Source organism: Streptomyces sp. NPDC127108 (assembly GCF_042677545.1).
Lineage (GTDB): Bacteria > Actinomycetota > Actinomycetes > Streptomycetales > Streptomycetaceae > Streptomyces.
In genome coordinates this window covers 132,990-159,057 of record NZ_JBHXTE010000013.1, presented here as the reverse complement: position 1 = coordinate 159,057, position 26,068 = coordinate 132,990, and the positions used below count along the sequence as shown (strand labels likewise).

Annotated in this window: 22 protein-coding genes; 11 read left to right on the top strand and 11 right to left on the bottom strand. The window is 71.4% G+C overall.

Translation table 11 applies throughout. The annotated features are described in order from the left end of the window. Positions 1–22: 22 nt before the first annotated feature. Entirely contained in the window at positions 23–1,360 is a 1,338-nt protein-coding gene (locus tag ACFVHO_RS13655) for a nicotinate phosphoribosyltransferase (protein WP_385713180.1), read from the top strand. 78 nt (positions 1,361–1,438) lie between these two features. Then, positions 1,439–2,023: a nicotinamidase gene (locus tag ACFVHO_RS13650; RefSeq protein WP_385713178.1), complete on the top strand. Its 585-nt coding sequence runs from the start codon at positions 1,439–1,441 to the stop codon at positions 2,021–2,023. Between the two features lie 188 nt (positions 2,024–2,211). Here ACFVHO_RS13650 and ACFVHO_RS13645 read toward each other — a convergent pair whose 3' ends face one another. Then, positions 2,212–2,526, bottom strand: coding sequence for a hypothetical protein (locus ACFVHO_RS13645; protein ID WP_289950322.1), 315 nt, complete (start codon positions 2,524–2,526; stop codon positions 2,212–2,214). Positions 2,527–2,660: 134 nt separating this feature from the next. Continuing rightward, positions 2,661–5,099 carry an immune inhibitor A domain-containing protein gene (locus tag ACFVHO_RS13640; protein WP_385713176.1) on the bottom strand — a complete coding sequence of 813 codons (2,439 nt, stop codon included), beginning with the start codon at positions 5,097–5,099 and terminating at the stop codon, positions 2,661–2,663. Between the two features lie 490 nt (positions 5,100–5,589). On the opposite strand from ACFVHO_RS13640, the gene ACFVHO_RS13635 reads away from it, so the two are divergent. Further along, complete coding sequence (locus ACFVHO_RS13635; protein ID WP_385713174.1) at positions 5,590–5,934, top strand: hypothetical protein; 345 nt, start codon at positions 5,590–5,592, stop codon at positions 5,932–5,934. 95 nt (positions 5,935–6,029) lie between these two features. On the opposite strand, the gene ACFVHO_RS13630 is transcribed toward ACFVHO_RS13635, so the two are convergent. Both ACFVHO_RS13630 and ACFVHO_RS13625 read right to left on the bottom strand, forming a co-directional pair. After that, entirely contained in the window at positions 6,030–6,635 is a 606-nt protein-coding gene (locus tag ACFVHO_RS13630) for an RDD family protein (RefSeq protein WP_385713172.1), read from the bottom strand. 103 nt (positions 6,636–6,738) lie between these two features. After that, positions 6,739–8,562, bottom strand: a complete 1,824-nt coding sequence (locus ACFVHO_RS13625; RefSeq protein WP_385713170.1) for an RDD family protein — start codon at positions 8,560–8,562, stop codon at positions 6,739–6,741. 289 nt (positions 8,563–8,851) lie between these two features. On the opposite strand from ACFVHO_RS13625, the gene ACFVHO_RS13620 reads away from it, so the two are divergent. After that, a complete protein-coding gene (locus ACFVHO_RS13620) occupies positions 8,852–9,325 on the top strand; it encodes an SsgA family sporulation/cell division regulator (protein WP_380854641.1) in 474 nt (157 codons plus the stop codon). 19 nt (positions 9,326–9,344) lie between these two features. Here the strand turns inward: ACFVHO_RS13620 and ACFVHO_RS13615 are convergent, their stop codons facing one another. Then, positions 9,345–10,754 carry an FAD-binding oxidoreductase gene (locus ACFVHO_RS13615; RefSeq protein ID WP_385713168.1) on the bottom strand — a complete coding sequence of 470 codons (1,410 nt, stop codon included), beginning with the start codon at positions 10,752–10,754 and terminating at the stop codon, positions 9,345–9,347. A gap of 322 nt (positions 10,755–11,076) precedes the next feature. Between ACFVHO_RS13615 and ACFVHO_RS13610 the strand changes: the two genes are divergently transcribed. After that, positions 11,077–12,645, top strand: coding sequence for a tetratricopeptide repeat protein (locus tag ACFVHO_RS13610; RefSeq protein WP_385713166.1), 1,569 nt, complete (start codon positions 11,077–11,079; stop codon positions 12,643–12,645). Between the two features lie 417 nt (positions 12,646–13,062). Here ACFVHO_RS13610 and hppD read toward each other — a convergent pair whose 3' ends face one another. Next, entirely contained in the window at positions 13,063–14,208 is a 1,146-nt protein-coding gene (hppD, locus tag ACFVHO_RS13605; RefSeq protein WP_385713164.1) for a 4-hydroxyphenylpyruvate dioxygenase, read from the bottom strand. Positions 14,209–14,329: 121 nt separating this feature from the next. Here hppD and ACFVHO_RS13600 point away from each other — a divergent pair, with 121 nt between their 5' ends. The 6 genes from ACFVHO_RS13600 to ACFVHO_RS13575 all read left to right on the top strand — a co-directional run bounded on the left by ACFVHO_RS13600 (position 14,330) and on the right by ACFVHO_RS13575 (position 19,444). Continuing rightward, entirely contained in the window at positions 14,330–14,809 is a 480-nt protein-coding gene (locus ACFVHO_RS13600; RefSeq protein ID WP_385713162.1) for an Lrp/AsnC family transcriptional regulator, read from the top strand. Between the two features lie 77 nt (positions 14,810–14,886). Beyond that, complete coding sequence (locus ACFVHO_RS13595; protein ID WP_385713160.1) at positions 14,887–15,534, top strand: ABC transporter permease; 648 nt, start codon at positions 14,887–14,889, stop codon at positions 15,532–15,534. Next, positions 15,527–16,813 (top strand): betaine/proline/choline family ABC transporter ATP-binding protein, encoded by a 1,287-nt coding sequence (locus tag ACFVHO_RS13590; protein WP_385713158.1) that lies wholly within the window; start codon positions 15,527–15,529, stop codon positions 16,811–16,813. The genes ACFVHO_RS13595 and ACFVHO_RS13590 overlap by 8 nt, the downstream gene beginning before the upstream one ends. Before the next feature lie 92 nt (positions 16,814–16,905). Then, positions 16,906–17,712 (top strand): ABC transporter permease, encoded by an 807-nt coding sequence (locus ACFVHO_RS13585; RefSeq protein ID WP_385713240.1) that lies wholly within the window; start codon positions 16,906–16,908, stop codon positions 17,710–17,712. Then, complete coding sequence (locus ACFVHO_RS13580; protein ID WP_385713156.1) at positions 17,709–18,716, top strand: glycine betaine ABC transporter substrate-binding protein; 1,008 nt, start codon at positions 17,709–17,711, stop codon at positions 18,714–18,716. Before ACFVHO_RS13585 ends, ACFVHO_RS13580 begins: the two co-directional genes overlap by 4 nt. Positions 18,717–18,823: 107 nt before the next feature. Beyond that, positions 18,824–19,444 carry an ArsR/SmtB family transcription factor gene (locus tag ACFVHO_RS13575; protein ID WP_385713155.1) on the top strand — a complete coding sequence of 207 codons (621 nt, stop codon included), beginning with the start codon at positions 18,824–18,826 and terminating at the stop codon, positions 19,442–19,444. Between the two features lie 154 nt (positions 19,445–19,598). On the opposite strand, the gene ACFVHO_RS13570 is transcribed toward ACFVHO_RS13575, so the two are convergent. From ACFVHO_RS13570 to ACFVHO_RS13550, 5 genes are all read right to left on the bottom strand, one after another. Beyond that, positions 19,599–20,408, bottom strand: a complete 810-nt coding sequence (locus ACFVHO_RS13570; RefSeq protein ID WP_385713153.1) for a S16 family serine protease — start codon at positions 20,406–20,408, stop codon at positions 19,599–19,601. An 87-nt stretch (positions 20,409–20,495) separates the two neighbouring features. Next, positions 20,496–21,137, bottom strand: coding sequence for an IclR family transcriptional regulator (locus ACFVHO_RS13565; RefSeq protein WP_087884308.1), 642 nt, complete (start codon positions 21,135–21,137; stop codon positions 20,496–20,498). Positions 21,138–21,454: 317 nt separating this feature from the next. Beyond that, positions 21,455–23,248: a DEAD/DEAH box helicase gene (locus ACFVHO_RS13560; RefSeq protein ID WP_030358367.1), complete on the bottom strand. Its 1,794-nt coding sequence runs from the start codon at positions 23,246–23,248 to the stop codon at positions 21,455–21,457. A 257-nt stretch (positions 23,249–23,505) separates the two neighbouring features. Further along, positions 23,506–24,972, bottom strand: coding sequence for an MFS transporter (locus ACFVHO_RS13555; RefSeq protein WP_385713151.1), 1,467 nt, complete (start codon positions 24,970–24,972; stop codon positions 23,506–23,508). 147 nt (positions 24,973–25,119) lie between these two features. After that, positions 25,120–26,058: a hypothetical protein gene (locus ACFVHO_RS13550; RefSeq protein ID WP_385713149.1), complete on the bottom strand. Its 939-nt coding sequence runs from the start codon at positions 26,056–26,058 to the stop codon at positions 25,120–25,122. Positions 26,059–26,068 lie beyond the last annotated feature (10 nt).

The following is a 26,068-nucleotide window of genomic DNA, read 5'->3' as shown; positions in this document are numbered from 1 at the left end:
GATGCGGGGTAGCATCCTTGTCATGAACTCTGGGGAGCATGACCTGGGGCTGCCGGTGGATGTCCCCTCCACCGCGCTCTTCACGGATCACTACGAGTTGACGATGCTGCAGGGCGCGCTGAAGTCGGGCACCGCCGACCGGCGCTCGGTCTTCGAGGTGTTCACCCGCAGACTGCCCGAGGGCCGCCGCTACGGCGTCGTGGCCGGAACCGGGCGGGTCCTGGACGCCGTCGAGAACTTCCGCTTCGACGCCGGTGTCCTCGCCTTCCTGCGCGAGCGCGGCGTCGTGGACTCACCGACGCTCGACTGGCTGGCCTCGTACCGCTTCAGCGGGGACATCTGGGGCTATCCGGAGGGCGAGACGTACTTCCCCGGCTCGCCGATCCTGCGGGTCGAGGGCTCCTTCGCGGAGTGCGTGCTCCTGGAGACGGTGATCCTCTCCATCCTCAACCACGACTCGGCCATCGCCGCCGCCGCGTCCCGCATGGCCTCCGCCGCGGGCGACCGGCCGCTGATCGAGATGGGCGCCCGCCGCACCCACGAGCTGGCCGCCGTCGCCGCCGCCCGGGCCGCCTACGTCGGCGGCTTCACCACCACCTCCGACCTCGCGGCCGGATTCCGCTACGGCATCCCGACCGTCGGCACCTCCGCGCACTCCTTCACCCTCGTCCACGACAACGAGCGGGACGCCTTCCGCGCCCAGGTCGACGCCCTCGGCCGGGGCACCACGCTGCTCGTCGACACCTACGACGTCGGCGAGGCCGTCCGGATGGCCGTCGAGATCGCCGGGCCCGATCTTGGCGCCGTCCGCATCGACTCCGGCGATCTGCTGCTCGTCGCCCACCGGGTGCGCAAGGAACTCGACGAGCTGGGTGCCCCGAACACCAAGATCGTGGTCACCTCCGACCTCGACGAGTACGCCATCGCCTCGCTCGCCGCGGCGCCCGTGGACGCGTACGGCGTCGGCACCCAGCTGGTCACCGGCTCCGGGCACCCCACCTGCTCCATGGTCTACAAGCTCGTCGCCCGCGCCCGCGGCGCCGACCCCAAGGCGCCCCTCGAACCCGTCGCCAAGAAGTCCCTCGGCGGGAAGTCGTCCCTCGGCGGCCGCAAGTGGGCCGCGCGGCGCGTCGACGCGAACGGGGTCGCCGAGGCCGAGGTCATCGGGACCGGGCCCGTCCCCGCCGACCTCGCCGACCGCCAGCTCCTCGTCGAGCTGGTCAAGGGCGGCGACGTCGTCGCCCGTGAACCCCTCGACGCGGTACGGGAGCGGCACGCGGCCGCGCGGGGGCGGCTGCCGCTCTCGGCCACCCAGCTGTCGCGCGGGGAGGCGGTCATTCCCACCGAGTACCTGGCCTGAGCACGTCGTCCGCCCTCTCCCGCAACGGACCTGAAGTCTCTACGCTCGGTTCATCCAGCTAGCTGAAGGAAACCCGCCATGCGTCGCGCCCTGATCGTCGTCGATGTACAGAACGACTTCTGCGAAGGGGGCAGTCTCGCGGTGTCCGGCGGAGCGGATGTGGCTGCCGCCATCACCGAACTCATCGGGCAGGCCTCCCCCTGCTACCGGCATGTGGTGGCCACCCGTGACCACCACATCGACCCCGGTGACCACTTCTCCGACCAGCCGGACTTCGTCCGGTCCTGGCCGCCGCACTGTGTCGCCGGGACGGAGGGGGTCGGGTTCCATCCGAACTTCGCGCCCGCCGTGGCGTCCGGGGCGATCGACGCCGTCTTCGACAAGGGGGCGCATTCGGCCGCCTACAGCGGGTTCGAGGGGGTCGACGAGAACGGGACCTCTCTTGCCGAGTGGCTGCGGGCGCGGCAGATCCGGGAGGTCGACGTCGTCGGGATCGCCACCGATCACTGCGTGCGGGCCACCGCGCTCGACGCCGTCCGCGAGGGCTTCCGCACCCACGTCCTGCTCGACCTCACGGCCGGGGTGGCCGAGGACACCACCCAGCGGGCCCTGGACGAGCTCCGCACCGCCGGGGCCGAACTGACCGGCAAGCCGGTGGTGTGACCTTCGCGGGGCGCCCCAGTCCCACCCCTTCTCCGAAACCGGGGGCTGCGCCCCCTGGACCCCCCTGATCGGCGCTTCGCGCCTCGTCCTCAAACGCCGGACGGGCTGAAACCGTCCAGCCCCTCCGGCGATTGAGGAGCGGGGTCTGGGGCGGAGCCCCAGTTTCGGGAAAGGGGCGGGCCTGGGGGCTACGCAGCCGCGCCGCGCCTCAGCAGCGCCCGGATCGGATGCCACAGCTCCGCCGCCCCGTCCGGCGCCGTGCGCCATATGAGGCCGTCGGGGTGGTGCAGCACGGCGGTGACCTCGTCGGGGGTGGGGGGCTCCGTGTTGCCGCGGAGGTAGACCGCGCGGAGCCCGAGATTGCGGAGCCGGGTCAGGGCCCGCGCCCGGTTCGCGGCGCGTACGAGAACGCGCACACTGCCACCCCCGGGCCCGGGGCTCGGCAGGGTCAGCGCCACCACCACACTGCCGTTGGGCAGCTTGCAGAAGCCTCCTGCGGCCATGCTCTGTCACACCCCCGTGAGACGTCGTGTCAATAAGAGAACCACAGGACGCACTCAAACACGATCGGCCGCCGCCCGCTAGAGGGCGACGGCCGATCGGCCAGAAACAGGCGTTTGACCTGCAGGAACGAGATTTACTTGGAGGACTTGCCCACCTGGAGCGTGATCGTCGAGCCGTCCTTGGGCTGCTTGAGGATCTTTATCCGGGTGTTGGTGTCAGTGACCTTGACACTTCCCGTGGGGTTCTCCGCGTACCAGTAGGTGCCCTTGCGGTCGTCGAAGACGGAGACGCCCTTCTTCGACTTGATCTTGAGGGCGACGTCGGCGTTGTGAAGCGTGAACGCGTCCGTGGCGTACTTCGAGAACGGCGCGTCGAACGGCTGGATCTTGTTGCGCAGAAGCGTGCCGTCCTTCCACTTCATCGGCTTGGCGTGGGCATCGATCGGGAGGATCAGACCCTTGCCGGGGTGCTGGCTGACGTTGTTGTCCTTCTGGGAGGTGTCCCACTGCCAGATCATCAGGCCGGTCTGGTAGGGGTAGTGCTCGACCCAGTCGGGACGGGACTTGGAGAAGCCGAAGTTGTACGGGCCGACCTTGAGGGTCTTGTCGTACGACACGTACTGGCGGTTCTCCGCGAGGTAGTACTGCTCGTACTGCTTGGTGAAGGACTCGCCGATGCGCGAGAAGCCCTTCGTCTTCCAGCCGTTGTCGTCGGCCTCGGCGCCGTCCTCGAAGAGCTTGGCGCCGTCCGCGGTCAGCGTGATCGCGTCGGCGGTGAAGCCCTTGAGCGCCGTGCCGCCGTCGGTGGCGTAGCGGAAGCGGACGTCGATCTTCTTGCCGGCGTAGGCGTCCAGCGGGAAGACCAGCTTCTGGTACTTCTTCGAGGAGCCGGTCAGGGCCGGCTTGTCGCCCGCGTCGCGGGTGATCTGCTTGCCGTCGGCCGTGCCGTCGACGGGCGTCCAGTTGGCGCCGGAGTCGGTGGACACCTCGGTGTAGAGGTAGTCGTAGTTGGACTCGATGTCCCACCAACCCTGCAGGGACAGCTCGGCCTTGGACTTGCCGGTGAGGTCGACGCTGCGCGTGAGCGTGTTGCGCAGGTCGTCGTCCTGGCCGCTCCACCACTGCTTGGTGCCCTCGGCGGGCTTCACGACCGTCGTGGTGACCGGCTTCTTGGGCAGGTCGACGAGGAGCGCCTGGCGGTGCCGGGTGTTGTACTCGGACACGCCGAGCTTGTGCTCGGAGGTCGTCGCGGCCTTCGCCCGGTCGTAGTTGAGCCAGCCCAGCTGGAACTTGTCCCAGGCGGTCATGTCGCCGGGCAGGTCACCGATCGAGCCCTTGCCGGTGCCGAGCCAGGAGCCGGCCGACATCAGCGACCAGAAGCCGACGGAGTTCTCGGCCTTGCCGGTGGTGTCGTACAGGTCCGGCAGGCCGAGGTCGTGGCCGTACTCATGGGCGAAGACGCCGAGGCCGCCGTTCTCGGGCTGCATCGTGTAGTCGCCGACCCAGATGCCGGAGTCACCGATCTGGGTGCCGCCCGACTTGTTGTCGGCGGGTCCGGTCTTGCCCGCGTCGTTGCCGTACGCGTACCAGCGGTGCGCCCACAGGGCGTTGGGGCCCTCGGCGCCGCCGCCCGCGGACTCGTCCTCACCCGCGTGCACGATCTGGAAGTGGTCGATGTACCCGTCGGGCTCGTTGAAGTTGCCGTCGCCGTCGAAGTCGTAGCGGTCCCACAGGTCGTACTTGGCGAGGTCCGCCTTGATCTGCGCGTCCGTGCGGCCCTTGGCCTTCTGGTCCTTGACCCAGGCCGTGGTGCCGTCGCGGACGGCGTCCCAGACGTTGGCGCAGTTGGAGTCGCCGCACCAGTTGGAGCCGTAGCGGGCCTCGTTGTAGTCGACCTTGACCCAGTCCGAGACCTCGCCGTCGACCGAGTAGCGGCCCGACGACGTCTTCTCGTAATAGGTCTTCAGCGAGTGCTTGGGCTTGCCCTTGGCGTCCTTGCCCTCACCGAAGTAGAGGTCCTGGAAGTGCTTCCGGTTGTAGTCCGCCTGCCAGGCCGTGCTGTTGTCCTTCGCACGGTCCGGCTTGGCTATCTTGTTGTGCGCGGGGCCGGGCGTGCCGCCGTACTTCTTGATCGGCTTCTCGGGCCCTTCGGGACCGTCGGGGTCGTACATGGTGGTGTCGTCCACCTTGTCCCCGAACTCCACCAGAATCGTGAAGATCTTGTCGGTCTTCTCCCGGCCCAGCTCGACGTACTTCTTGTCGTCGAGCTTCACCACGTTCGACCCGCCGCGCTTCTGCACCTTGGCGTCGCCGGAGACGACCTGCTCCAGGGCGGCCTTGCGCTGCTGGGCCTGCTGCTTGCTGAACGGGCCCTCGAGGTCGTGGTCGACATGGGCCTTGGCGTCCGCCGGGTCCCGGCGGTCGATGGCTGCTGCCTTGCCGGTCGCGGACGCCTTGTCGCCGCTCCCGCCGTCGTCGGCGGCCGCCACTGAATAAGCGGAGAACGTCGCGGTCGCCGCCGCGAGAGCGACCGCTGCCGCGGTCGCTCTGAACGTTCGTCTCTTGATGGTCACTTGATGCTGTCCTCCCCCGCGCCCGCATCACGGACCGAAATTCCCGGTCGAGGAGGTCCGCGCGCGATATGCGCGTCACAAGTGACGACATTCGACCGGAGAGAGGGGAGAAAAGACAGACCTTGACTTGAACAGGCCAAGTGCTCTATGCAGACCCGACCGACCGCTATCCGAACATGATCAAGCGGGATCGCGGCGGCGCACGCGCGGCATTCCCCGTCCCCTCAACAGGCGCGCCTCACCGTCCAATTGGCGGGACGCATGAATCCATGCGCCCCCTGTGCACCGGCACCGTGGGTTAGGTCACGCTTACCGCACGTTCCCGTCGGGCATGCAGGCGAATAGAGTCATTTCGACGGTGCGCACGGGTACTCGGCGAAGCTTCCAAGTCGCCACCTTTGAGCACCCTTTGATTCATATACGTCCACATCGTCTTGATCTATCCCCCGCATCCGCTGTCCCGAGGACGGATCACGCCATGCCTCGCCCCATGCCTCGTCCGACCGTCGCACAGCTCACCTACGGTTCCGCGACCGTCATCTGTTCCACGCTCGCCATGCTGCTGCTCTCGCAGGCGAGTTCGGCGCCGGGAGTCGCGGTCATAGCCTTCGCCGCGCTGGGCCTCGGCCTGCTCGTGGCCATGACGGTGCCCCTGCCCAAACCGGCCCCGGAGCCGGCCGAGACCCTCACCACCACGGTCCCCGCCGCCGCCCTGGCCCCATCGACCTTCGAAGAGCGGATCCCGGTGCAGCGCACCGTGCTCGCCCCCGACTCCGCCACCCCGCACGCCCCCCCGCACGCCCCACTGCCCGTACGCGAACCGGCGGGCCCCTGAGTGTCACCTGCCCTCGCAGGTGACACCCACGGACCCGCCGCGACTACCGCCCGGCGCCGCCGCAGCGCCGGGCCATCAGCATGCCCTCGTGCCGCTCAGCCCACGCTGACCACCACGGTCTTGGCCGCCTTGTCGTGCAGCCCCTGCTTGTAGGGCTTGTCGAAGAAGCTCCAGCCACCGCAGATGGCCGTCCAGATGCAGGCACAGCAGAACGCGAACGGGATCCACAGCACCGCAGACCTCACGAGCGCCGTCTGAAGCGTCGGGTTCGCCCCGTCGTTGAGGTTCGCCACCCGCATTCCTAGCCATTTCTTGCCCAGCGTCTGGCCCGTCTTCGAGATGAGATAGCTGTCGTACGCCATGTACAGCACGGCGGCGAGCAGGGACTGGCCGAACGACCTGCCCGCGTCCACCTTGTCGGGGTCCCAGTCGTACTCGTTCGTCCCGAAAAGGAGGGACAACAGGATGACGACCACACCGACGAGGACCATGTCGATGATGCGGGCCAGGACGCGCTTGCCGCTGTCGGCGAGCGGGGGCATGCCCGCGAGGGGGTCCTGGCCTCCGATGCCGCCTCCGTAGGGGTCGCCTCCGTACGGGGGCGGCGGGGTGCCGTCGGAGGCCGGGGGCGGCTGCTTCCTGAAGGGGTCGTTGTCGTCGGGGTCCGGAGCGTTGGGGTATTGCGGCGGTTCGGTGCTCATGGGGTGAGTGCACCTCGAAGTGGAGTGCGCCGCATGCGACGAGCGGCTGTCCGGGTTACGGCCCCCTTGTGGGGACCTCTACCGAAGCTAGGCCCGGACCCGGTCAGCCCGCCACGAACGTCCCGGCCGCTTTGTCGTGCCAGCACTGGCGCCAGGGGCGGTCGAACAGGCACCACAGCACCCCGACGACCCCGACCACCAGGACCCCCGGCACGCTGTACACGAGCCAGCGCCGCAGCGCCGCCCCGAACGACGGCGCCCCGTGCTCCTCGATGTCCCTGACCTCGACCCCGCACACCTTCTTGCCGAGGGTGCGGCCCCACTTCGCCGTGGGCAGCGCCTCGTACAGCACCCCGAAGAGCAGCAGCACGCCGAGCACGACCCCCAGGTACCCGGCCGTCGTCCCGTCGAGCAGCCACACCGTGACCTTCTCGCCCGACAGCTTCGCCGCGTCGATCTTGCTGTCGATGTGGTCCGCGGCCCGCGTGCCGAGCGGCAGCGCCGCCCCCGCGGTCACGGCGGCGAGCACGACCGTGTCGATGAGCCGCGCGGCGAGGCGCTTGCCGAGCCCGGCGGGCCGCGCCTCCGCCTGCGCCTGGACCACCGCGGCGAACGGGTCCGCGGCCACCGGCTTCCAGGGCAGGACGGGCCCCTCGCCCTGCGGCCCCGGCTGCCCCTGCCCGGGCGACTGCGCGAGCTGGTGCACCTGCTGGGCCCAGGAGGCCGACCCGCCGCCGGGCCCGGACGTCAACGGCGAGGCGACGCCGCCCTGGGCACCGGCCTGGGCACCGGCCTGTGGGGGCACGCTCTGCTGCTGGGCCCCGGCCTGCGGGGCCCGCCCCTGCTGCTGCGGCACCACCGGCGCCTGAGCGGCAGCTGCAGCGGCAGCCGCAGCGGCTGAAGAGGTCGCTGAAGACGGGGACGGGGAAGTGGACGGAGAAGGCGACGAGGACGGAGCAGCGGCGCCGGAAGTGTGCCCCGCTTGCCCCGACTTGGGGCGCAGGGCCCGAATCGCCATCGTCCCCTCGGTCCCGCCGTCCGCGTCCGGCGTCCCGGCCCCCGCCGGTTTCACCGGACCCGTCGGCCGCCGGAAGGTCACGGTCCCCTCGGTGGTGGCGGGCTTCGGCACAGCGGGCTTGACGGCACGGAACGTCGCCGTGCCCGGCCCGTCCGCGTCGGCGTCCTCGGGTCGGCCGACGGCCGCCGGAGCCTGCTCCCGCTGCCCCGGCTCCTGCCGCGCACCGGGCTGCTGTTGCGCGGGCACGCGCCGCGCGCCACCCTCGGCCGCGCTCCCTCCGGCCGCCCCTGCCGGAGCCGCCGCGCCGGGCGCCGCCCCCTCGCCCCGCACGCGCGGGTCCCGCGGGTCCGCCTGGCCGCTCGTCCCCGGCGCACCCCAGGACACCCGCTGGTCCTGCTCGCCGCCGAGCCCCGTCTGCCGGGCCGCGTCCGCCTGCCAGGCCGAAGCGGGCTCGGGCTTGACGCCGTGCTGCCCGTCCCCGAACCCGGCACTCGAACCGACCCCGGGGCCAGGACCGGAGGCAGAGGCAGGACCGGAGGTAGAGCCAGAGGCAGCGTCGGCGTCAGGACCGGCACCCAGGCCGAGTCCGGCCCCGAGGCCGATGTTCGTGTCCGTGTCCGGGCCGGTCTGCGTCACCCCTCCCGGCTCCTCGTCGAAGAACACCGGACCGGTCTCCTCCGCGGCCGCGGGCGCAGCCGAAGCCGCGGGTGCCGCCGGAGCCGGGGCCGGGGGCGCGGTGGCCGAGCGGGGCGGCGCGGGCAGGGGTTCGCCGTCGGACGGTGCGGGGCGGCTCGTGCCCGGCACCCAGGCCGCGCCGTTCCAGTACCGGACATATCCCGGAATGGACGGATCGGGGTAATAGCCTTCGCGGGGCCTGTCGTCGCCGGGGGCCGGGGTTGGGGCGCTCATGTCCGTCGTCCCGTATCTGCTCGGGGGTCTTGTGAGGCTCCACATCTATCAGACCCGCACGCCGCGTCGGGCGGCTCCCGCCGCACCGCCCCCTTCCGTGCACGGTTCCTCCCCGCCGTCCGAACACGCCCGCACGCCCCGTGTCGTACCGGGCGGAAAAAATCTTCTCGAAGTCGCGTAATGCCTGGCCGTCTGCGCGCTCTCACTCTCTGCGGGCCTGAAACAGGTCCGGTGCGCGGACCCGCTCCCGGGACCGCGCACACAGCGAGAGAAGGGAAACGCACGAGCTATGCACACCGTGGTGGAACGCGAGCTGGAGCTCAAACTCGTCCTCTCGCCGGAACGGGCGATCCCCGTCCCGGCCCGGCTCACCTACCGCACCGACGATCCGTACGCCGTCCACATCGCCTTTCACATCGGCTCCGAGAACCCGGTGAACTGGACGTTCGCCCGGGAGCTCCTGGTGGAGGGGGTGTTCAGGCCGTGCGGCCACGGCGACGTGCGGGTGTGGCCGACGAAGGTCGAAGGGCGGTCCGTCGTCCTGATGGCGCTCAGCTCGCCCGACGGCGACGCGCTCCTGGAGGCGCCGGCGCCCGCCGTGTCCGCCTGGCTGGAGCGCACCCTGCGGGTGGTCCCTCCGGGCTCTGAGGCCGAGCGGCTCGGCATCGACGACGGCCTGGCCGAGCTGCTCGCACCCACACCGGCCGACGACCTGTGGCTGCGCGACCCGTGGCCGAGCGACGAGTCGAAGGACGGTGAGTGAGCACTAGCCACACGGGGGGTCAGAAGAGCTTGCCCGGGTTGAGGAGGTGGTGCGGGTCGAACGCCGTCTTGACGGCGCGCTGCATCTCCACGCCCACCGGTCCGAGCTCGCGCGCAAGCCACTCCTTCTTCAGGACGCCGACGCCGTGTTCACCGGTGATGGTGCCGCCGAGTTCGAGGCCGAGGGCCATGATCTCGTCGAAGGACTCGCGGGCGCGCCGCGACTCATCGGGGTCTGCCGCGTCGAAGCAGACGGTGGGGTGGGTGTTGCCGTCGCCCGCGTGCGCGCAGACCCCGATGGTCAGTCCGTACTTGTCGGCGATCCGCTCGACGCCGTCGAGCATGTCGCCGAGCCGGGAGCGCGGTACGCACACGTCGTCGATCATCGTCGTGCCCTTCACCGCTTCGAGTGCGGTGAGGGACAACCGGCGTGCCTGGAGGAGGAGTTCGGACTCGGCCGCGTCCTCTGCCGGGACGACCTGGGTGGCGCCCGCGGCCTCGCACAGGGCGCCGACGGCGGCGAGGTCGGCGGCCGGGTCCGGGGTGTCGAAGGCGGCGAGGAGCAGCGCCTCGGTGGTCTCCGGGAGGCCCATGTTGCCGAGGGCGTTGACGGCGCGGATCGTCGTACGGTCCATCAGTTCCAGGAGCGACGGCACATGGCCGCCTTCCATGATCTTGCAGACGGCGGCGCAGGCGTCGGCGGCCGAGCCGAACTCGGCGGCGAGGACCAGCTGTCGGGGCGGCTGCGGCTTGAGCGCGAGGACGGCGCGGACGACGATGCCGAGGCTGCCCTCCGAGCCGACGAACAGGCGCGTCAGGTCGTATCCGGCGACGCCCTTGGCCGTGCGCCGTCCCGTGCTGAGGAGGCGCCCGTCGGCGAGGACGACGTCGAGGCCGAGGACGTACTCCGCCGTCACGCCGTACTTCACGCAGCACAGGCCGCCGGAGGCCGTGCCGATGTTGCCGCCGATGGTGCACATCTCCCAACTGGAGGGATCCGGCGGGTAGAAGAGGCCGTGCTCGGCGACCGCGCGGGAGAGCGTGGCGTTGATGACGCCGGGCTCGACGACGGCGATCCGGTCGACGGGGCTGATCTCGATGATCCGGTCCATCTTGACGAGCGAGAGGACGACGCAGCCCTCGCTCGCGTTCGCCGCGCCGGACAGGCCGGTGCGGGCGCCCTGCGGGACGACGGGGACCCGCAGCTCGGTGGCGGTCCGCATGACGTGCTGGACCTCCTCGACGGTGCGCGGAAGCACCACGACGGCGGGCGTCCCCGCCTCGCAGAAGCTCGCCATGTCGTTGGCGTACGAGGCCGTGATGTCCGGGTCGGTGAGGAGCGCGTCGGCGGGGAGACCGGCGCGGAGCCGGTCCAGGAGGTCGGCGGGTGCGGCGGGGGTGCCCGGCGTGCTGTGCGTGCCACTGCTCATGATCACAGCCTCGCACTCGGGGCCATCGGTGTGAACCCGTGTGCGACGCCGTTCACGTGCCGGGATGTGCTCTTCGTATTGACGCACAGTGAGCGCCATGGAGACCGAGGAGACCCCCCAGACCCCGCCCGAGGGCTCACCCCAGGGCGCACCCGAGGGCTCGCCCCGGGCCGGAGCCGGGACCACGCCTGCCGCACCGCCGACGGCTTCGACGGCTTCGACGGCTCCGGCGACTTCGACGGCTCCAGCGGCCCCGGCAGCCCCAGCGGCCTCGACAGCCCCGGCGGCTCTGACAGCCTCAGCAGCCCCAGCGACCCCGGCAGTGCAGAGCTCCGACGCCGTACGCATCCCGCGCCACGCCCGCACGTCCTTCATCTCGGCGGCCTCGGCGACCTCGGCGACCTCCCCACCCTCGACGACCGCGCGCGGTCTGCTCGACGGCGGCCCCCGGCCGCGCCGCTCCCCCGCCGTGCGGCGCGCGCTCGTCGCCGCCGTCGCGGGCTGTGCCGTGCTCGGCGGGGTCCTGGTCCTCCTGCCCGACCGGGGCGAGGACTCCGCGCCGCCCGCGCTCGGGCCCGCCGGGCGGGCGGCGGCCGCCGTGGGGGCCGGGGCGCCCGCCGCGATGCCGGATCTGGCGGTGCTCATCGGTGAGCGCGAGACGCACGTGCGGGCGCATCCCGGCGACGACCAGTCGTGGGCGGTGCTCGGTTCCGCGTACGTCGAACGGGGCCTGAGGACCGCCGACTCCGCGTACTACCCGAAGGCCGAGCGGGCCCTGCGCACGTCCCTGCGGACCCGGCCCGAGCGGAACGTGGCCGCCCTCACCGGCCTCGCGGCCCTGGGCAACGCCCGGCACGACTTCCGGGACGCGAGGAAGTGGGGCGAGCAGGCGGTACGGCTCGCGCCCCGGCGGTGGGCGGCGCACGCGGCGCTCCTCGACGCCTACCGGGGGCTCGGCGACGCCAAGGGGGTCGGGCGGGCGCTCGCGAAGGTACGGAAGCTGAGTCCGGGCACCGCCGCCGCCCGCGTCCGGTCCGGGGCCGTCTACCGGGACCGGGGCTGGCGTGAGGACGCGGCCGCGGCGCTCTCCGACGCGGCGGCGCTCGCGCGGACGCCCGCCGAACGGGCGGCCTGCCTGTACCGGGTCGGGGAGTTGGCCTGGGAGCGGGGCGAGCCGGGCGACGCGCTGCGCCACTACGACGCCGCGCTCGCGGCCGACCCCGACCATCACCCCTCGCTCGCGGCGAAGGGGCGCGCGCTCGCCGCGGTCGGCCGGACGTCGGACGCCCTGCACGCGTACCGGGCCGCGATCGTCCGGCGGCCCGCACCCGAATACGCCCTCGAACTGGGCGAGTTGTACGAGTCCCTCAAGCTGCGGCCCGCCGCTCTGGCCCAGTACGACCTCGTGCGGGCGCGGGTGCGGCAGGGGGGTCTCGGTGGGGTGAACGACGAGCGGGTGCTCGGGGTGTTCGAGGCGGAGCACGGGGATGTGGGGGCGGCGGTGCGGAGGCTGACCGCGGAGTTCAAGCGGCACGCGTCGCCGGAGAACGAGGATGCGCTGGGGTGGGCGCTGCACCGCTCCGGCAAGTCCAAGGAGGGCCTGAAGCACGTCGAGTCCGCCGTGAAGAAGGGTCCGCGCAGCGCACTCTTCGCCTACCACCGCGGCGCGATCGAACGCGAGCTCGGCCGCTACGGCGCGGCCCGCCGCCACCTCACGGAGGCCCTCCGCATCAACCCCCACTTCTCACCCCTGGCGGCCCCCGCGGCCCACACCGCCCTGAAGTCCCTGGGCGACCCCCCGACCGGCGGCCCGGCCCAGGTGTACGCCCCGCGCGGCGCTCCGATCCCGAAACTGCCGCGCCCGCCGAAGCCCGCCAGGCAGTCCGACTGACCCCTCACGTAACGGGCACCGTGGGCCGGGGCTGTGCCCACCCGTTCCGCCCTCTGGGCGGACCAGCTGCCCACAGGGTCGGACAGAAGCAACCGGCAAGTCCCACTCACCTCTGCGACGCCGGACGGCCTTTCGCGGCACCAGCACCCCCGGGCAACCCGCGGGGAGGCGGGCGGTCGCCAGGGATGCGGCCCGAGGCATGAGGTGCCAGTAAACGGGCGGGCGGGTGGGAGATGTCCACCGCGGTAGCGGTGGAAGGACCCGACGGGCCGCGGGCGCCGACGGCGGGGACCCCCACAGGCGACGCTCACCGTCCGGTCGGGTGGAAACGGGCGGGCGGGTGGGTGGTAGATCCGCCGCGGTAGCGGCGGGACAGGAGCACGCCCCACCCCGCCGCAGCCAAAAGCGAACCCCGTCCTAAAGGTTGCCCCGCTTCTCCTGCTCCCGCTCGATCGCCTCGAACAGCGCCTTGAAGTTCCCCTTGCCAAACCCCATCGACCCGTGCCGCTCGATCATCTCGAAGAAGACGGTGGGCCGGTCCTGGACCGGCTTGGTGAAGATCTGCAGCAGGTAGCCGTCCTCGTCCCGGTCGACGAGGATCTTCTGCTCGCGCAGGATGTCCACGGGCACCCGGGTCTCACCGGCCCACTCGCCGAGGGTGTCGTAGTAACTGCCCGGCACGTCGAGGAACTCGACACCCGCGGCCCGCATGGCCTTCACGGTGGCCACGATGTCGTTGGTGGCGAGCGCCATGTGCTGGACGCCGGGGCCGCCGTAGAACTCGAGGTACTCGTCGATCTGCGACTTCTTCTTCGCGATCGCCGGCTCGTTGATCGGGAACTTGACCTTCTTGGTGCCGTCCGCGACGACCTTCGACATCAGCGCCGAGTACTCGGTGGCGATGTCGTCGCCCACGAACTCCTTCATGTTCGTGAAGCCCATGACCTTGTTGTAAAAGGCGCACCACTCGTTCATCTTGCCGAGCTCGACGTTGCCGACGCAGTGGTCGATGGCCTGGAAGGTCCGCTTGGCGGGGGGCTCCACGATCGGCTGCGCGGGGACGAAGCCGGGCAGGTAGGGGCCGTCGTAGCCGGTGCGCTCGACGAGGGTGTGACGGGTCTGGCCGTACGTGGCGATGGCGGCGCGGACGACGGTGCCGTGCTCGTCCTTCGTCTCGTAGGGCTCCTCGAGGCCGGTGGCGCCGTGCTCGACGGCGTAGGCGTACGCGGCGCGCGCGTCCGGGACCTCGATGGCGAGGTCGACGACACCGTCACCGTGCTCCGCGACGTGGCCCTCGAGGAAGCGGCCCCAGTCGGTGGAGGCCTTGATGACGGAGGTGAGGACGAAGCGGGCGGCACCGCTCTCCAGCACGTAGCTGGCGGTCTCGCGGCTGCCGTTCTCCGGTCCGGAGTAGGCCACGAGCTTCATGCCGAACGCCGTGGAGTAATAGTGCGCGGCCTGCTTGGCGTTGCCCACGGCGAAGACGACCGCGTCCATTCCCTTCACCGGGAAGGGGTCGGCCTCGCGCGCGGTTTCAGGGGTGGTGTGTGTGGTCTGAGTCATAGATGGAGGCTCCCGCCGAACCACAAGATGCGCAATAGTTCGCGTATTCACTGGGCAATCTGCCCAGCATTCAACCCGATGCAGCGGGCGTTCTGTACAGGATGCTCATCAGGGAGGCGGCATGGCGATCGATCATTTGGACGGCAGGCTCATCGTGCTGCTCGCGCGGGAGCCGCGCATCGGCGTCCTGGAGGCGTCCCGGCGCCTGGGCGTCGCGCGGGGCACGGTGCAGGCGCGGATGGACCGGCTTCAGTCGAACGGAGTCATCCGGGGCTTCGGCCCGGACGTGGATCCGGCGGCGCTCGGCTACCCGGTGACGGCGTTCGCGACGCTGGAGATCAAACAGGGCCAGGGCGCGGACGTACGGGCCCATTTGGCGACCGTGGCCGAGGTCCTCGAACTGCACACCATCACCGGTCACGGCGACATGCTCTGCCGTCTGGTGGCCCGCTCGAACGCCGATCTCCAACGTGTGATCGACCGGGTGGTGGGTTTTGATGGCATCGTCCGGGCCTCCACGGCGATCGTCATGGAGAACCCGGTCCCGCTGCGGATCATCCCCCTGGTGGAACAGGCGTCCGACGACAAAGGACCTGGGTAGAGGCGACGGGTACGGCACGCGGGCGCCGGGAGCCTCCCGGCGCCGTCCGAGCGCTCTCGGCGAGGTGAACGGCACAGATGAACTTCTGGGACTACCTCGGCAATCGTCACCAGCAGTTGCTGATGGACGCGTACCAGCACGCGAGCGCCGTCTTCCAGTGCATGGTCGTGGCCACGGCCATCGGCGTCCTCATCGGCGTCCTGACGTACCGCAGCGAGTGGGCGGGGAACCTGGCGACGACGGTGACGTCCACGATCCTCACCATCCCCTCGCTCGCCATGATCGGTCTGCTGATCCCGATCGTGGGCCTCGGGGTGGCGCCGACGGTGACGGCGCTGATCCTGTACGGCCTGCTGCCGATCGTGCGCAACTCCATCGTCGGCCTGCGCGGGGTCGACCCGACGCTGGTGGACGCCGCGAAGGGCATCGGGATGTCGCGGCTGCACCGTCTGGTGCGGATCGAGCTGCCGCTCGCGTGGCCGCCGATCCTGACCGGCATCCGGGTCTCCACGCAGATGCTGATGGGCATCGCCGCCATCGCCGCGTACGCATCGGGGCCCGGCCTCGGCAACGAGATCTTCCGCGGCATCGCCTCGCTCGGCAGCAAGAACGCGCTCAACCAAGTGCTCGCGGGCACGCTGGGGATCATCGTCCTGGCGCTGCTCTTCGACGCCGTGTACGTCCTGATCGGCCGGCTGACGATTCCGAGGGGTATCCGTGTCTGAGACGTCCGATACGACCGCCGCCACCGCCCCGCCCGAGGAACCGGCGCCCGCGGCCACCACCGGCGCGACCATCGAGCTAGAGAACCTCACCAAGCGCTATCCGGGCAGCGGCGACCCGGCCGTGGACAGCGTGAACATGGAGATCAAGGCGGGTGAGATCGTCATCTTCGTGGGCCCGTCGGGCTGCGGGAAGTCCACCACCCTGAAGATGATCAACCGCCTGATCGAGCCGACCAGCGGCCGCATCCGCATCAACGGCGAGGACGTCACCGACATCGACCCGGTGAAGCTGCGCCGCAAGGTCGGCTACGCCATCCAGTCGTCCGGGCTCTTCCCGCACATGACGGTCGCTCAGAACATCGCCCTCGTACCGAAGATGGTGGGCTGGGGGAAGTCGAGGATCAAGTCGCGGGTCGAGGAGATGCTGGACCTGGTGGGCCTGGACCCGGGCGAGTTCCACGGCCGCTATCCGCGCCAGCTCTCCGGCGGCCAGCAGCAACGCGTCGGCGTGGCCCGGGCGTTGGCCGCCGACCCGCCCGTGCTCCTGATGGACGAGCCGTTCGGCGCGGTCGACCCCATCACCCGCGACCACCTCCAGGACGAGCTGATCCGCCTGCAGCACGAGCTGCACAAGACGATCGTCTTCGTCACGCACGACTTCGACGAGGCCATCAAACTGGGCGACCGCATCGCCGTCCTGCGCGAGCGCTCGCACATCGCGCAGTTCGACACCCCCGAGGCGATCCTCACCAACCCGGCCGACGACTTCGTGTCGGGTTTCGTGGGCGCGGGCGCGGCCCTGAAGCGGCTGAACCTCACCCGCGTACGCGATGTGGAGATGGCGGACGTACCGACGGTGACCGTCGACGACCCGCTCCAGACGATCTTCGACAAGCTGCGCGCGAGCGGCACCAACGAGCTGCTCCTGCTCGACAAGCGCGGCCGCCCCTACAAGTGGCTGCGCCGCGGCGACCTGATGCGCGCCAAGGGCTCCCTGGCCCGCGCGGGCACCCTGGTGCACGACACGGTGACCCGGGACGCGACGCTGCGGGACGCCCTGGAGGCCGTCCTCACCGACAACGCGGGCCGGGTCGCCGTCACCGGGCGGCGCGGCGAGTACACGGGCGTCGTCGACATGGAGACCCTGATGAACTCCGTGCACGAGATGCTGGAGGCCGACCGGCTCGAAGCCATGGAGCACCAGCACGAACTGGAGGAGCAGCGCGCCGAGTTGACGCACGCGGCGCAGGAGGGCTCCGCCGGGGAGGCGAAGGCGTGAGCCCGCCGCCCGGGGGCGAGCCCCGGATCCCCGAACGCAAGGCCGCGGCCAGGACGCCCGAGCGTCCCCGGGGCGAGCACGACGTCAAGGGCCTGGCGTTCCGCGACGAGGGCGAGGCCGAGCAGGAGGCGCCCGCGCCCGCCCTCGCGGCGCGGCAGCCGCGCCGGATCACCTGGCAGAAGCTGACGGTGCTCCCCGCGGTCCTCGCGGCCGTGCTGCTCGCCACCTGGCTCTGGTTCCAGCAGGCGGACCTGGACTCGATCTCCGAGAACGCGCTGTCCAACGGGCAGGTCGGCAAGGCGCTGCGCCAGCACGTGGAGCTGACGGCGATCTCGACGTTCTTCGTGCTGATCATCGCGATCCCGCTGGGGATCCTGCTCACCCGGCGCGCCTTCCGCAAGGGCGCCCCGGTGGCGATGGCGCTTGCCAACATGGGCCAGGCGACTCCGGCGATCGGTCTGCTCGCGCTGCTCGTCATCTGGATGGGCATCGGCGAGAAGGCGGCCCTGACGGGCATCATCATCTACGCCGTCCTGCCGGTCCTGTCCAACACCATCGCGGGGCTGCGCGCCAACGACCCGACCCTCCTGGAGGCCGCGCGGGGCATCGGCATGTCCCCGCTCGGCGTGCTCGCGCGGGTCGAACTCCCCCTTGCCGTACCGCTGATCCTCGCGGGCGTGCGCACCGCTCTGGTCCTGAACGTGGGCACGGCGACGCTCGCGACCTTCGGCGGCGGGGGCGGGCTCGGCGTCCTGATCACGACGGGCATCACCAATCAGCGCATGCCGGTCCTCATGCTCGGTTCGATCCTGACGGTGGTCCTCGCCCTGCTGGTGGACTGGCTGGCCTCGCTGGCCGAGCTGGTGCTCAGCCCGCGCGGCCTGGAGGTGCGGTCATGAGGCGTACGACGCGACGGCGGACGCAGCGGCGCGGGGCCGGTGCGCGGACGAAGGCGCTCGCGGCCGTGGGCGGGGTGCTGCTCGTGGCCGCCGGGTGCGGGCTGACCAGCGGTTCGCCGATGGTGGACGACGTGAAGCCGGGCATCGTCGGCAAGGGCAAGCCCCTGGAGGGTGCCGATCTCACCGTCACCTCCAAGGAGTTCACCGAGCAGCTGATCCTCGGCGCCATCATGGGCATCGCCTTCCAGGCGGCCGGGGCGGACGTTCTCGACCGGACCGGCGTCCAGGGTTCCATCGGGGCGCGCGAGGCGGTCAAGGGCGGGGACGCGGACGCCATGTACGAGTACACGGGCACCGCCTGGATCACCTATCTGGGCAACTCCGACCCCATCCCGGACCCGCAGCAGCAGTGGGACGCCGTGCGCAAGGCGGACGCGAAGAACGGCGTGACGTGGCTGCCGCCCGCCGCCCTGAACAACACCTACGCCCTGGCCCTGAACGAGTCCAACCTCAAGAAGTACGGCACGAAGACCCTCTCCGACGTCGCCGCCCTGTCCAAGTCCGACCCGCAGGCGGTCACGCTGTGCGTGGAGGGCGAGTTCGCCAACCGCGCCGACGGCCTGCCCGGCATGCAGAAGAAGTACGGCATGAGCCTGCCGTCCGGGAACATCACGCAGATGGACACCGGGATCATCTACACCCAGGCCGAGAAGGGCAGTTGCACCTACGGCGAGGTCTTCACCACCGACGGCCGCATCAAGGCGATGAACCTGACGCCGATGGTCGACGACAAGCGCTTCTTCCCCAACTACAACGCCGCCCCCGAGATCAACAGCAAGACCATGAAGAAGTACCCGGGCATCGCCGACGTCCTGGCCCCCGTGACGAAGAAGCTGAACAACACGGTGGCGCAGGAGCTGAACGCGAAGGTGGACGTGGACGGGCAGGACCCGCACGAAGTGGCGAAGGACTGGATGGTGGCGGAGGGGTTCGTCAAGGAGTAGCCGCGGGCGGCTCGGGGGCTCGGTCCCAGGTACCCCCGACCCACTCCAAAGACTCCGTTGCAAAGAAAGTGTTGCAACGGAGTCTTTGCATGCGTAGCCTGTGGAGCATGACGGAGAAGTCACAGCCGCCCGAGCAGACGGCCCCGGACCGCAAGGTCCGCCATCTCGACCCGCGCGCACTGCGCGGGATCGCCCACCCGCTGCGCATGCGGATCCTCGGCTCGCTGCGCCTCGACGGCCCGGCGACGGCCTCCCAACTGGCCGAGCGCCTGGGCGAGTCGAGCGGCGCGACGAGCTATCACCTGCGCCAGCTCGCGGAGTACGGCTTCGCCGAGGACGACCCCGAGCGCGGCAAGGGCCGCGAGCGGTGGTGGCGCGCCATCGCCGACGGCACGTACGTGGACAACGACTTCGCGCGGAACGCCGACCCCGAAGTGCGCGGCGCGTACTCCACGTTCATGCACGAGCACGCGGGGAACCACGCCGCGGAGGTCGCCACCTGGATCGCCACCGGGCAGGACTGGTCGGAGGAATGGGTCGACGCCTCGGACATCAGCGACTTCACCCTGAACCTGACGCCCGCGCTCGCGGCCGAGCTGAAGGCGAAGATGCACGAACTCGCGGAGAGCTACCGGGCGTTGGCACCGAAGGACGGCGCCCCGAACACGGCCAAGGTCCGCCTCCACACCCACCTGATCCCGACCCGGCCCACGGACTCAACGGACTGAGAGGCCATCGCGATGCACCCCGACGTACATCTGATGCTGCACCACGCCCGCGCGGCCGAACTACTCCGCGCGGCCCCCACCGGACGGCCGCCGCGCGAGGCGCAGCTGCGGGCTCAACTGGGCTGGAGACTGGTCGAGTTGGGGCTGTTCCTGGTCAGCAGCTCGGGACCTTCTCGCCCTTCTGCAGGGCTCGCAGCGAATCGACCGTACTCGCCAGCGTAGTCACCGGGACGAGCGAGAGGCCCTTCGGCTTCTCCGCCTTGGCGTCCGAGCACTCGGCCTTGGGCACGAGGAAGACCGTGGCGCCGTCGCGGGCCGCGGCCTGGGTCTTCATGGAGACGCCGCCGACCGGGCCGATCTTGCCGCCGGGAGAGATGGTGCCGGTGCCCGCGATGCTGCGGCCGCCGGTCAGGTCGCCCCCGCTGCCGTCGCCGTCCAGCTTGTCGATGATGCCGAGCGCCAGGAACAGACCCGCGCTCGGCCCGCCGATCTTGCCGAGGTCGACCTTGACCTCGACCTTGTCGGTGCCGTCCACGCCGTTCGCCCGCAGATAGCGGAGCGCCGCCTTGGTGGCGTCGTCCTGGGACTCGCGCATGTCGCCGAGGTTGTGCTTCTCGACTTCCTTGACGTTGTCGCCGTCGGGGTAGACGGAGTCCTTCGGCATCACGGCCCGGTCCGTACGGAACCAGCCGTCGATGACGTCACCGAGCCGCACGTCCATCTGCGGCCCGGTCGCCACGATGGTCGTCATCCGCAGCTCCCCGTCCGTCTCCCGCTGGGGCGCTCCGCTGATCGTGAGGACGGGCTTGCCCTTGTACTTCCCGAGCACGTCGGCGGTGCCGCCCGGCTGGGCGACGGCGAAGGGCAGCGGCGCGAGCCCGACGACGGCGAGCAGGCCGACGAGGGGCACCGCCGAGACGGCGAGGGCCTTGGGACGGCTCAGGCGAGCGAGGCGAGAGAACACCCACTCAATCTAACCCGCATGCCCGGTCGCCGTTGATCGCGGCCTGCGGCCTCGCTCGTCCTCAATCGCCGGACGGGCTTCATATCCTCAGCGCAGTGCGTCCGCTACTTCACGTGCGGCGTCCACCACCCGCGGGCCCACCCGTTCCGGGACCGAGTCCGCCAGCATCACGACCCCGACGCTCCCCTCTATCCCGGTCACCCCGACCAGGGGGGCCGCCGCGCCGCTCGCCCCGGCCTCCAGCTCGCCGTGGGTGAGGGCGTACCCGGGGTCGGTGATCTGGGCCTGGCGGGCCGCCAGGATCGCCTTGCCCGCGGCGCCCCGGTCCAGCGGGTGCCGGAAGCCGGTGCGGTACGCCACGTGGTAGTCGGTCCAGGTCGGCTCGACGACCGCGACGGCGAGCGCCTCGGTGCCGTCGACGAGGGTGAGGTGCGCGGTGGCGCCGATGTCCTCGGCCAGGGCGCGCAGGGCGGGCAGCGCGGCCTCGCGGACGAGCGGGTGGACCTGCCGGCCGAGCCGCAGCACACCGAGCCCGACCCGGGCGCGCCCGCCCAAGTCCCTTCGCACCAGGGCGTGTTGTTCGAGCGTGGCGAGCAGGCGGTACACCACGGTGCGGTTCACGCCGAGCTTGTTGGACAGCTCGGTGACGGTCAGGCCGTGGTCGGTGTCGGCGAGCAGCTTGAGGACGCGCAGTCCTCGGTCGAGCGTCTGAGATGTCTCCGCTGTCACGACGCCCACTCCTTTAGTGGTGAGGGTCGACGGCCCCCTCTGGCGGCGGGCACCGGACGCGCTCCGGGGCGACGCTGCCACGGGGCGTTGTGTAGCGGGGACAGTAGCGAGGGCGTCCCGCTCAGCGGAAGACTCCGTCCAGAATCCGGTCAAGGGGAGGGAAAGAGAGACCGGAATATCCCGAAAGATCCCGCCGCAGATGGACGCTGCGTGCACAACGTCTACACGCGGAGCGCACGATTCCCTACGGGACGGGCAACCGGCGGCGTACTGATCGCCAAGGGCGGGCGTACGCCGCCGAACGGGAGGGCGAACCCTCACCGCATCCGGGTGGCCCACTCCTGCACCTTGGCCACCCGCTGCCGCAGCTGCCCGGCCGTGGCCTCCGCGCTCGGCGGGCCCCCGCAGGTGCGCCGCAGCTCGGTGTGGATCACGCCGTGGGGCTTTCCGCTCTGGTGGGAGTACGCGCCGACCATGGTGTTGAGCTGCTTGCGCAGTTCGAGCATCTCCTTGTGGGAGACCACGGGCCGCCGCTCGGCGGGCAGTTCGAGGAGGTCGGCCTCCTCGGCGGGCTTCTTCTTGCTGTGGGCGATCTGCCGGGCCTGCCGCTTCTGGAGCAGCAGCTGCACCTGGTCGGGTTCGAGGAGCCCGGGGATGCCCAGGTAGTCCTGCTCCTCCTCGCTCCCCGGGTGCGCCTGCATGCCGAACTCGGCGCCGTCGTAGAGGACGCGGTCGAAGACGGCCTCGGACTCCAGGGCCTCGAAGGAGAACTGCTCCTGCTCGCCGGTGTCCTCGTCCTGCTGCTTGTTGGCCTCGTCCATCTCCTGCTCGGACTCGGCGTAGGGGTCCTCCTCGCCGTGCTTCTTCGGCCGGTCGAGGACGTGGTCGCGCTCGACCTCCATCTCGTTGGCGAAGCCGAGCAGGTCGGGGACGGTGGGCAGGAACACCGACGCGGTCTCGCCGCGCCGCCGGGACCGCACGAAGCGCCCGACGGCCTGGGCGAAGAACAGCGGCGTCGAGATGGTCGTCGCGTACACGCCCACCGCGAGCCGCGGCACGTCCACGCCCTCCGAAACCATCCGCACCGCGACCATCCACCGCTCGTCGCTGCCGCTGAAGTCGTCGATGCGCTTGGAGGCACCGGCGTCGTCGGAGAGCACGAGGGTGGCCTTGGTGCCGGTGATCTCGCGGATCAGCTTGGCGTAGGCGCGGGCGGAGTCCTGGTCGGAGGCGATGACGAGGCCGCCGGCGTCCGGGATGGCCTTGCGCACCTCGCCGAGGCGCCGGTCGGCGGCCTTCAGGACGTTCGGCATCCAGTCGCCGCGCGGGTCCAGGGCGGTGCGCCAGGCCTGCGAGACGGCGTCCTTGGTCATGGGCTCGCCGAGGCGGGCGGCGATCTCGTCCCCGGCCTTGGTGCGCCAGCGCATGTTGCCGCTGTAGGACAGGAAGATCACGGGCCGCACGACGCCGTCGCCGAGGGCGCTGCCGTACCCGTACGTGTAGTCGGCGGCCGACCGCCGGATGCCGTCGTTCCCCTCCTCGTACACGACGAAGGGGATGGGGTTGGTGTCGGACCGGAAGGGCGTGCCGGTGAGCGCGAGCCGCCGGGTGGCGGGCTCGAAGGCCTCCAGGCAGGCCTCGCCCCAGGACTTGCTGTCCCCCGCGTGGTGGATCTCGTCGAGGATCACCAGCGTCTTGCGCTGCTCCACGCGGTTGCGGTGCAGCATGGGCCGCACCCCGACACCGGCGTACGTCACGGCGACGCCCTGGTACTCCTTGCTGAGCGGCCCCGCGCTGTACTCGGGATCCAGCTTGATCCCTATCCGCGCTGCGGCCTCGGCCCACTGCTTCTTCAGGTGCTCGGTGGGCGCGACCACGGTCACCTGCTGGACCACGTGGTGGTGCAGCAGCCAGGAAGCGAGCGTCAGCGCGAACGTCGTCTTGCCGGCGCCGGGCGTGGCGACCGCGAGGAAGTCGCGCGGCTGCTCCTGGAGGTACTTCTCCATCGCCCCCTGCTGCCAGGCACGCAGCTTGCTGGCGGTGCCCCAGGGGGCACGGCCCGGGAACGCGGGGGAAAGGTGGTGTGACGAGGAGGCGGCGGTGGTAGTCACGGTCTCCGGTTCGTTCGGGCTCGGCGGCACGGCTACGTATGACAACCGGGCCACCTTACCGGTGCGACCTCGGGGGCACCGGGTTGACGACCCCGGTGGCGGGGCGGGTGGGACACGTCTCACACCGGAGCGCCTGCCGACAGCCCGCCCCGGCACAACTCAGCCCGTCCGGCGCTTGAGGACGAGGCGCGGAGCGCCGATACGGGGTCCGGGGCGGAGCCCCGGTTACGGGAAGGGGCGCCCGCGCGCGGAGCGCGCTAATGGACGCAGTGGGGGCTGCGCAGCCGCGTACCCAGCCACGCCCCCGCCAACGCCACCCCCGCCATCGGCAGGAACACCGCCGTGAACGCGGCCGGATGCGACCCCGACGCCTCGGCGGCGTGGGAGGCCCCGGCCAGCCCCCCACCGAGCGCGGCGAACGCCGCACCCCCCGCCGCGAGCAACAGCGCGTTGGACAGCCCGTCGGAGATCTGAAGGGCGGCGGAGTTGGACCCCGCGTCCTCGGGCGGCGAAAGGCGGAGCAGCAGCACGCTGGTCGAGGCGATCACCATGCCCATGCCGAGACACCCGAAGCCCCAAGCGACAGCGATGACCCACACCGGAACGGCGTCGACGAGAACGCTCGGCGCGGTGGCGATGGCGGCAGCCACGAGCACCATCCCGGCCACGACGAGCTTCTCCCGATGCGGCTCCATACGCGGCCGCGACTGCGCGTACGACCCGAGCGCCCACGTCGCACCCCCCGCCGCGAGCGAGAGCCCGGCAAGCGTCGGCGAGAGCCCCCGCTCGGTGACGAGCATCAGCGGCACGAAGGACTCGGCGGCGATGAACGAGCCCGCGGCGACACCGCGAAGCAGCACGACGGAAGGAAGCCCCCGCGCCGCCCGGTACGTGCCGCGCGGCAGCAGCCCGAGCACGGCGGGCACGAGGACGACGGCGCCGAGCACGGCCGGGACCAGGGACAGCCAGCGCAGGTCCTGCCCCGCGTACTGCAGCAGCCCCGCGCCCAGCGAGATGCCGAGGGCGAGCCGGATGCGGCGCCGGTCGAAGGGCTCGGCGGGGGCGTCGGGGTCGACGGGGCCCGCCGCGGTCCGCCGTATCGCGGGCAGGGCGAGGGCGAGCGGGACGGCGACGAGGGCGGGGATGCCGAGGAACACCCAGCGCCAGCCCGCGTGTTCGGTGACCGTGCCCGCGATGAGCGGGCCGATCACCGAGGGTATGACCCAGCTCGCGGCGAACGCCGCGAGGATGGACGGACGCAGCTCCTCCGGGTAGGCCCGGCTGACCACGACGTACAGCGCCACGATGACGAGCCCGCCGCCGAGCCCCTGCACCGCGCGCCCCAGGATGAACTGCCACATCGCCCCGGCGGTCCCCGCGAGCAGCAGCCCCGCCGCGAACGCCCCGATGCCGCCCGCCAGCGCCCCCAGCGGCCCGCGCCGGTCGGCCCACTGCCCCGCGAGGACCATCCCGAACAGGCTCGTCGTGAAGTACGCCGAGAACGCGAAGGCGTACAGCGGAATCCCGTCGAGCTCCCGCGCCGCGACGGGCATCGCCGTCCCGACGGCCGTCGCCTCGAAGGCGATGAGGAAGACGACGGAGACGATGCCGATGCTCAGCGCGCGGTGGGGTTTGCCGAGGACACCGCCTCGCGGTGCGGGTGGGTCCGTGTCGACGGACGGGGCGGGGGCGACGTCGGTGTCGCGCGGGTCGGGGGCGGTCATGTCTGCCACGGTAAGGGCCACAGCTGATATTGACCCCTGTCCGGAGGAGGTCGCCCGCTGGTCCCTTGGTCGTACGCCCAAGGGCCTGAGCAGGCGTACTCCCGACTCCGCGCGCCCGGCCCCCCGGGTACTCCCGACTCCGCGCGCTCAGATCCCCACGGACCCCGAGTCCCCGCTCCCCGAGCCTCCCGACCCCGAACCCCCGCTTCCCGAGCCCCCGCTCCCCGAGTCACCGCCTCCGCCCGCGCCGTCCTCCGACCAGTCCAGGAAGCGCTTGTACGTCTCCTTGCCGAACTTGCCCTTGTCCCAGGTGACCGTCAAGGTGTCGCCGCCCGCGAAGATCAGGTCCCCGAAGATCTCCTTCTTGTCGCGCTCGCAGAGGAGCCCGATGCGGTAGCTGCGGCCGGGCTCGACGACGCGGCGCAGGCCGGTGCAGCGGCCGCCGTCGAGCAGCGAGACCGAGGCCTTCTTCGGCCGCGTCGTGTCCGGGCTGTCGCGGAGCCCGAGGATCCCGCCGCCCGGCTTCTCCGAGCGCCAGAACCCGACGAGGGTCGTCCCGGTGGGCCCGCCGCCGGGCTCGTCCCCCTCGTCGTCGTCCCCGCTGTCGGGGTCGGCGTACGGGTCGTCGGACTCCCCCGCGCCGTCCGACTCCTCCGCGCTCGGCGTCCCGCTCGGCCGGGGCTCGGCGTCCGCGCTCCGGCTGGCCTTGGCGGCGGGCTTCTTCGACTCCCCGTCGCCGCCCTTGCCAACCGCGAACCAGACCCCGCCGCCGACCACGGCGAGCGCGACCACGGCGGCCGTGACGACCAGCCATCCCCTGCGCTTCGGGCCGCCGCCGTCGGGGGTGGGGAACTGGGGCGGGTAACCGCCGTAGGAGGGTTGGGCGTTCGGGTGGGGGTAGGGCTGCTGGCCCTGCTGGGCGTACGGGTTGTCGGCCGACGGCTGCTGTGTGCCGTACGAGCCCTGCGGTGGCGGCGCGTACGGCCCCTGCGCCCCCGGAGACGGGCCCGGAGGCGGGCCGAACCCTCCGCCCTGCCACGACTGCGACTGCGGCTGGCCGGGCTGCTGCCCCGGCGGCTGCGTCATCTGTGGTTCC

What these genes read in the sequence shown, in the direction of transcription:
- ACFVHO_RS13655 (WP_385713180.1), top strand. Translation starts at nt 23, where the DNA reads ATGAACTCTGGGGAGCATGACCTGGGGCTGCCGGTGGATGTCCCCTCC.
- ACFVHO_RS13650 (WP_385713178.1), top strand. Translation starts at nt 1,439, where the DNA reads ATGCGTCGCGCCCTGATCGTCGTCGATGTACAGAACGACTTCTGCGAA.
- ACFVHO_RS13645 (WP_289950322.1), bottom strand. Translation starts at nt 2,526, where the DNA reads ATGGCCGCAGGAGGCTTCTGCAAGCTGCCCAACGGCAGTGTGGTGGTG.
- ACFVHO_RS13635 (WP_385713174.1), top strand. Translation starts at nt 5,590, where the DNA reads ATGCCTCGTCCGACCGTCGCACAGCTCACCTACGGTTCCGCGACCGTC.
- ACFVHO_RS13630 (WP_385713172.1), bottom strand. Translation starts at nt 6,635, where the DNA reads ATGAGCACCGAACCGCCGCAATACCCCAACGCTCCGGACCCCGACGAC.
- ACFVHO_RS13625 (WP_385713170.1), bottom strand. Translation starts at nt 8,562, where the DNA reads ATGAGCGCCCCAACCCCGGCCCCCGGCGACGACAGGCCCCGCGAAGGC.
- ACFVHO_RS13620 (WP_380854641.1), top strand. Translation starts at nt 8,852, where the DNA reads ATGCACACCGTGGTGGAACGCGAGCTGGAGCTCAAACTCGTCCTCTCG.
- ACFVHO_RS13615 (WP_385713168.1), bottom strand. Translation starts at nt 10,754, where the DNA reads ATGAGCAGTGGCACGCACAGCACGCCGGGCACCCCCGCCGCACCCGCC.
- hppD (WP_385713164.1), bottom strand. Translation starts at nt 14,208, where the DNA reads ATGACTCAGACCACACACACCACCCCTGAAACCGCGCGCGAGGCCGAC.
- ACFVHO_RS13600 (WP_385713162.1), top strand. Translation starts at nt 14,330, where the DNA reads ATGGCGATCGATCATTTGGACGGCAGGCTCATCGTGCTGCTCGCGCGG.
- ACFVHO_RS13595 (WP_385713160.1), top strand. Translation starts at nt 14,887, where the DNA reads ATGAACTTCTGGGACTACCTCGGCAATCGTCACCAGCAGTTGCTGATG.
- ACFVHO_RS13580 (WP_385713156.1), top strand. Translation starts at nt 17,709, where the DNA reads ATGAGGCGTACGACGCGACGGCGGACGCAGCGGCGCGGGGCCGGTGCG.
- ACFVHO_RS13575 (WP_385713155.1), top strand. Translation starts at nt 18,824, where the DNA reads ATGACGGAGAAGTCACAGCCGCCCGAGCAGACGGCCCCGGACCGCAAG.
- ACFVHO_RS13555 (WP_385713151.1), bottom strand. Translation starts at nt 24,972, where the DNA reads ATGACCGCCCCCGACCCGCGCGACACCGACGTCGCCCCCGCCCCGTCC.
- ACFVHO_RS13550 (WP_385713149.1), bottom strand. Translation starts at nt 26,058, where the DNA reads ATGACGCAGCCGCCGGGGCAGCAGCCCGGCCAGCCGCAGTCGCAGTCG.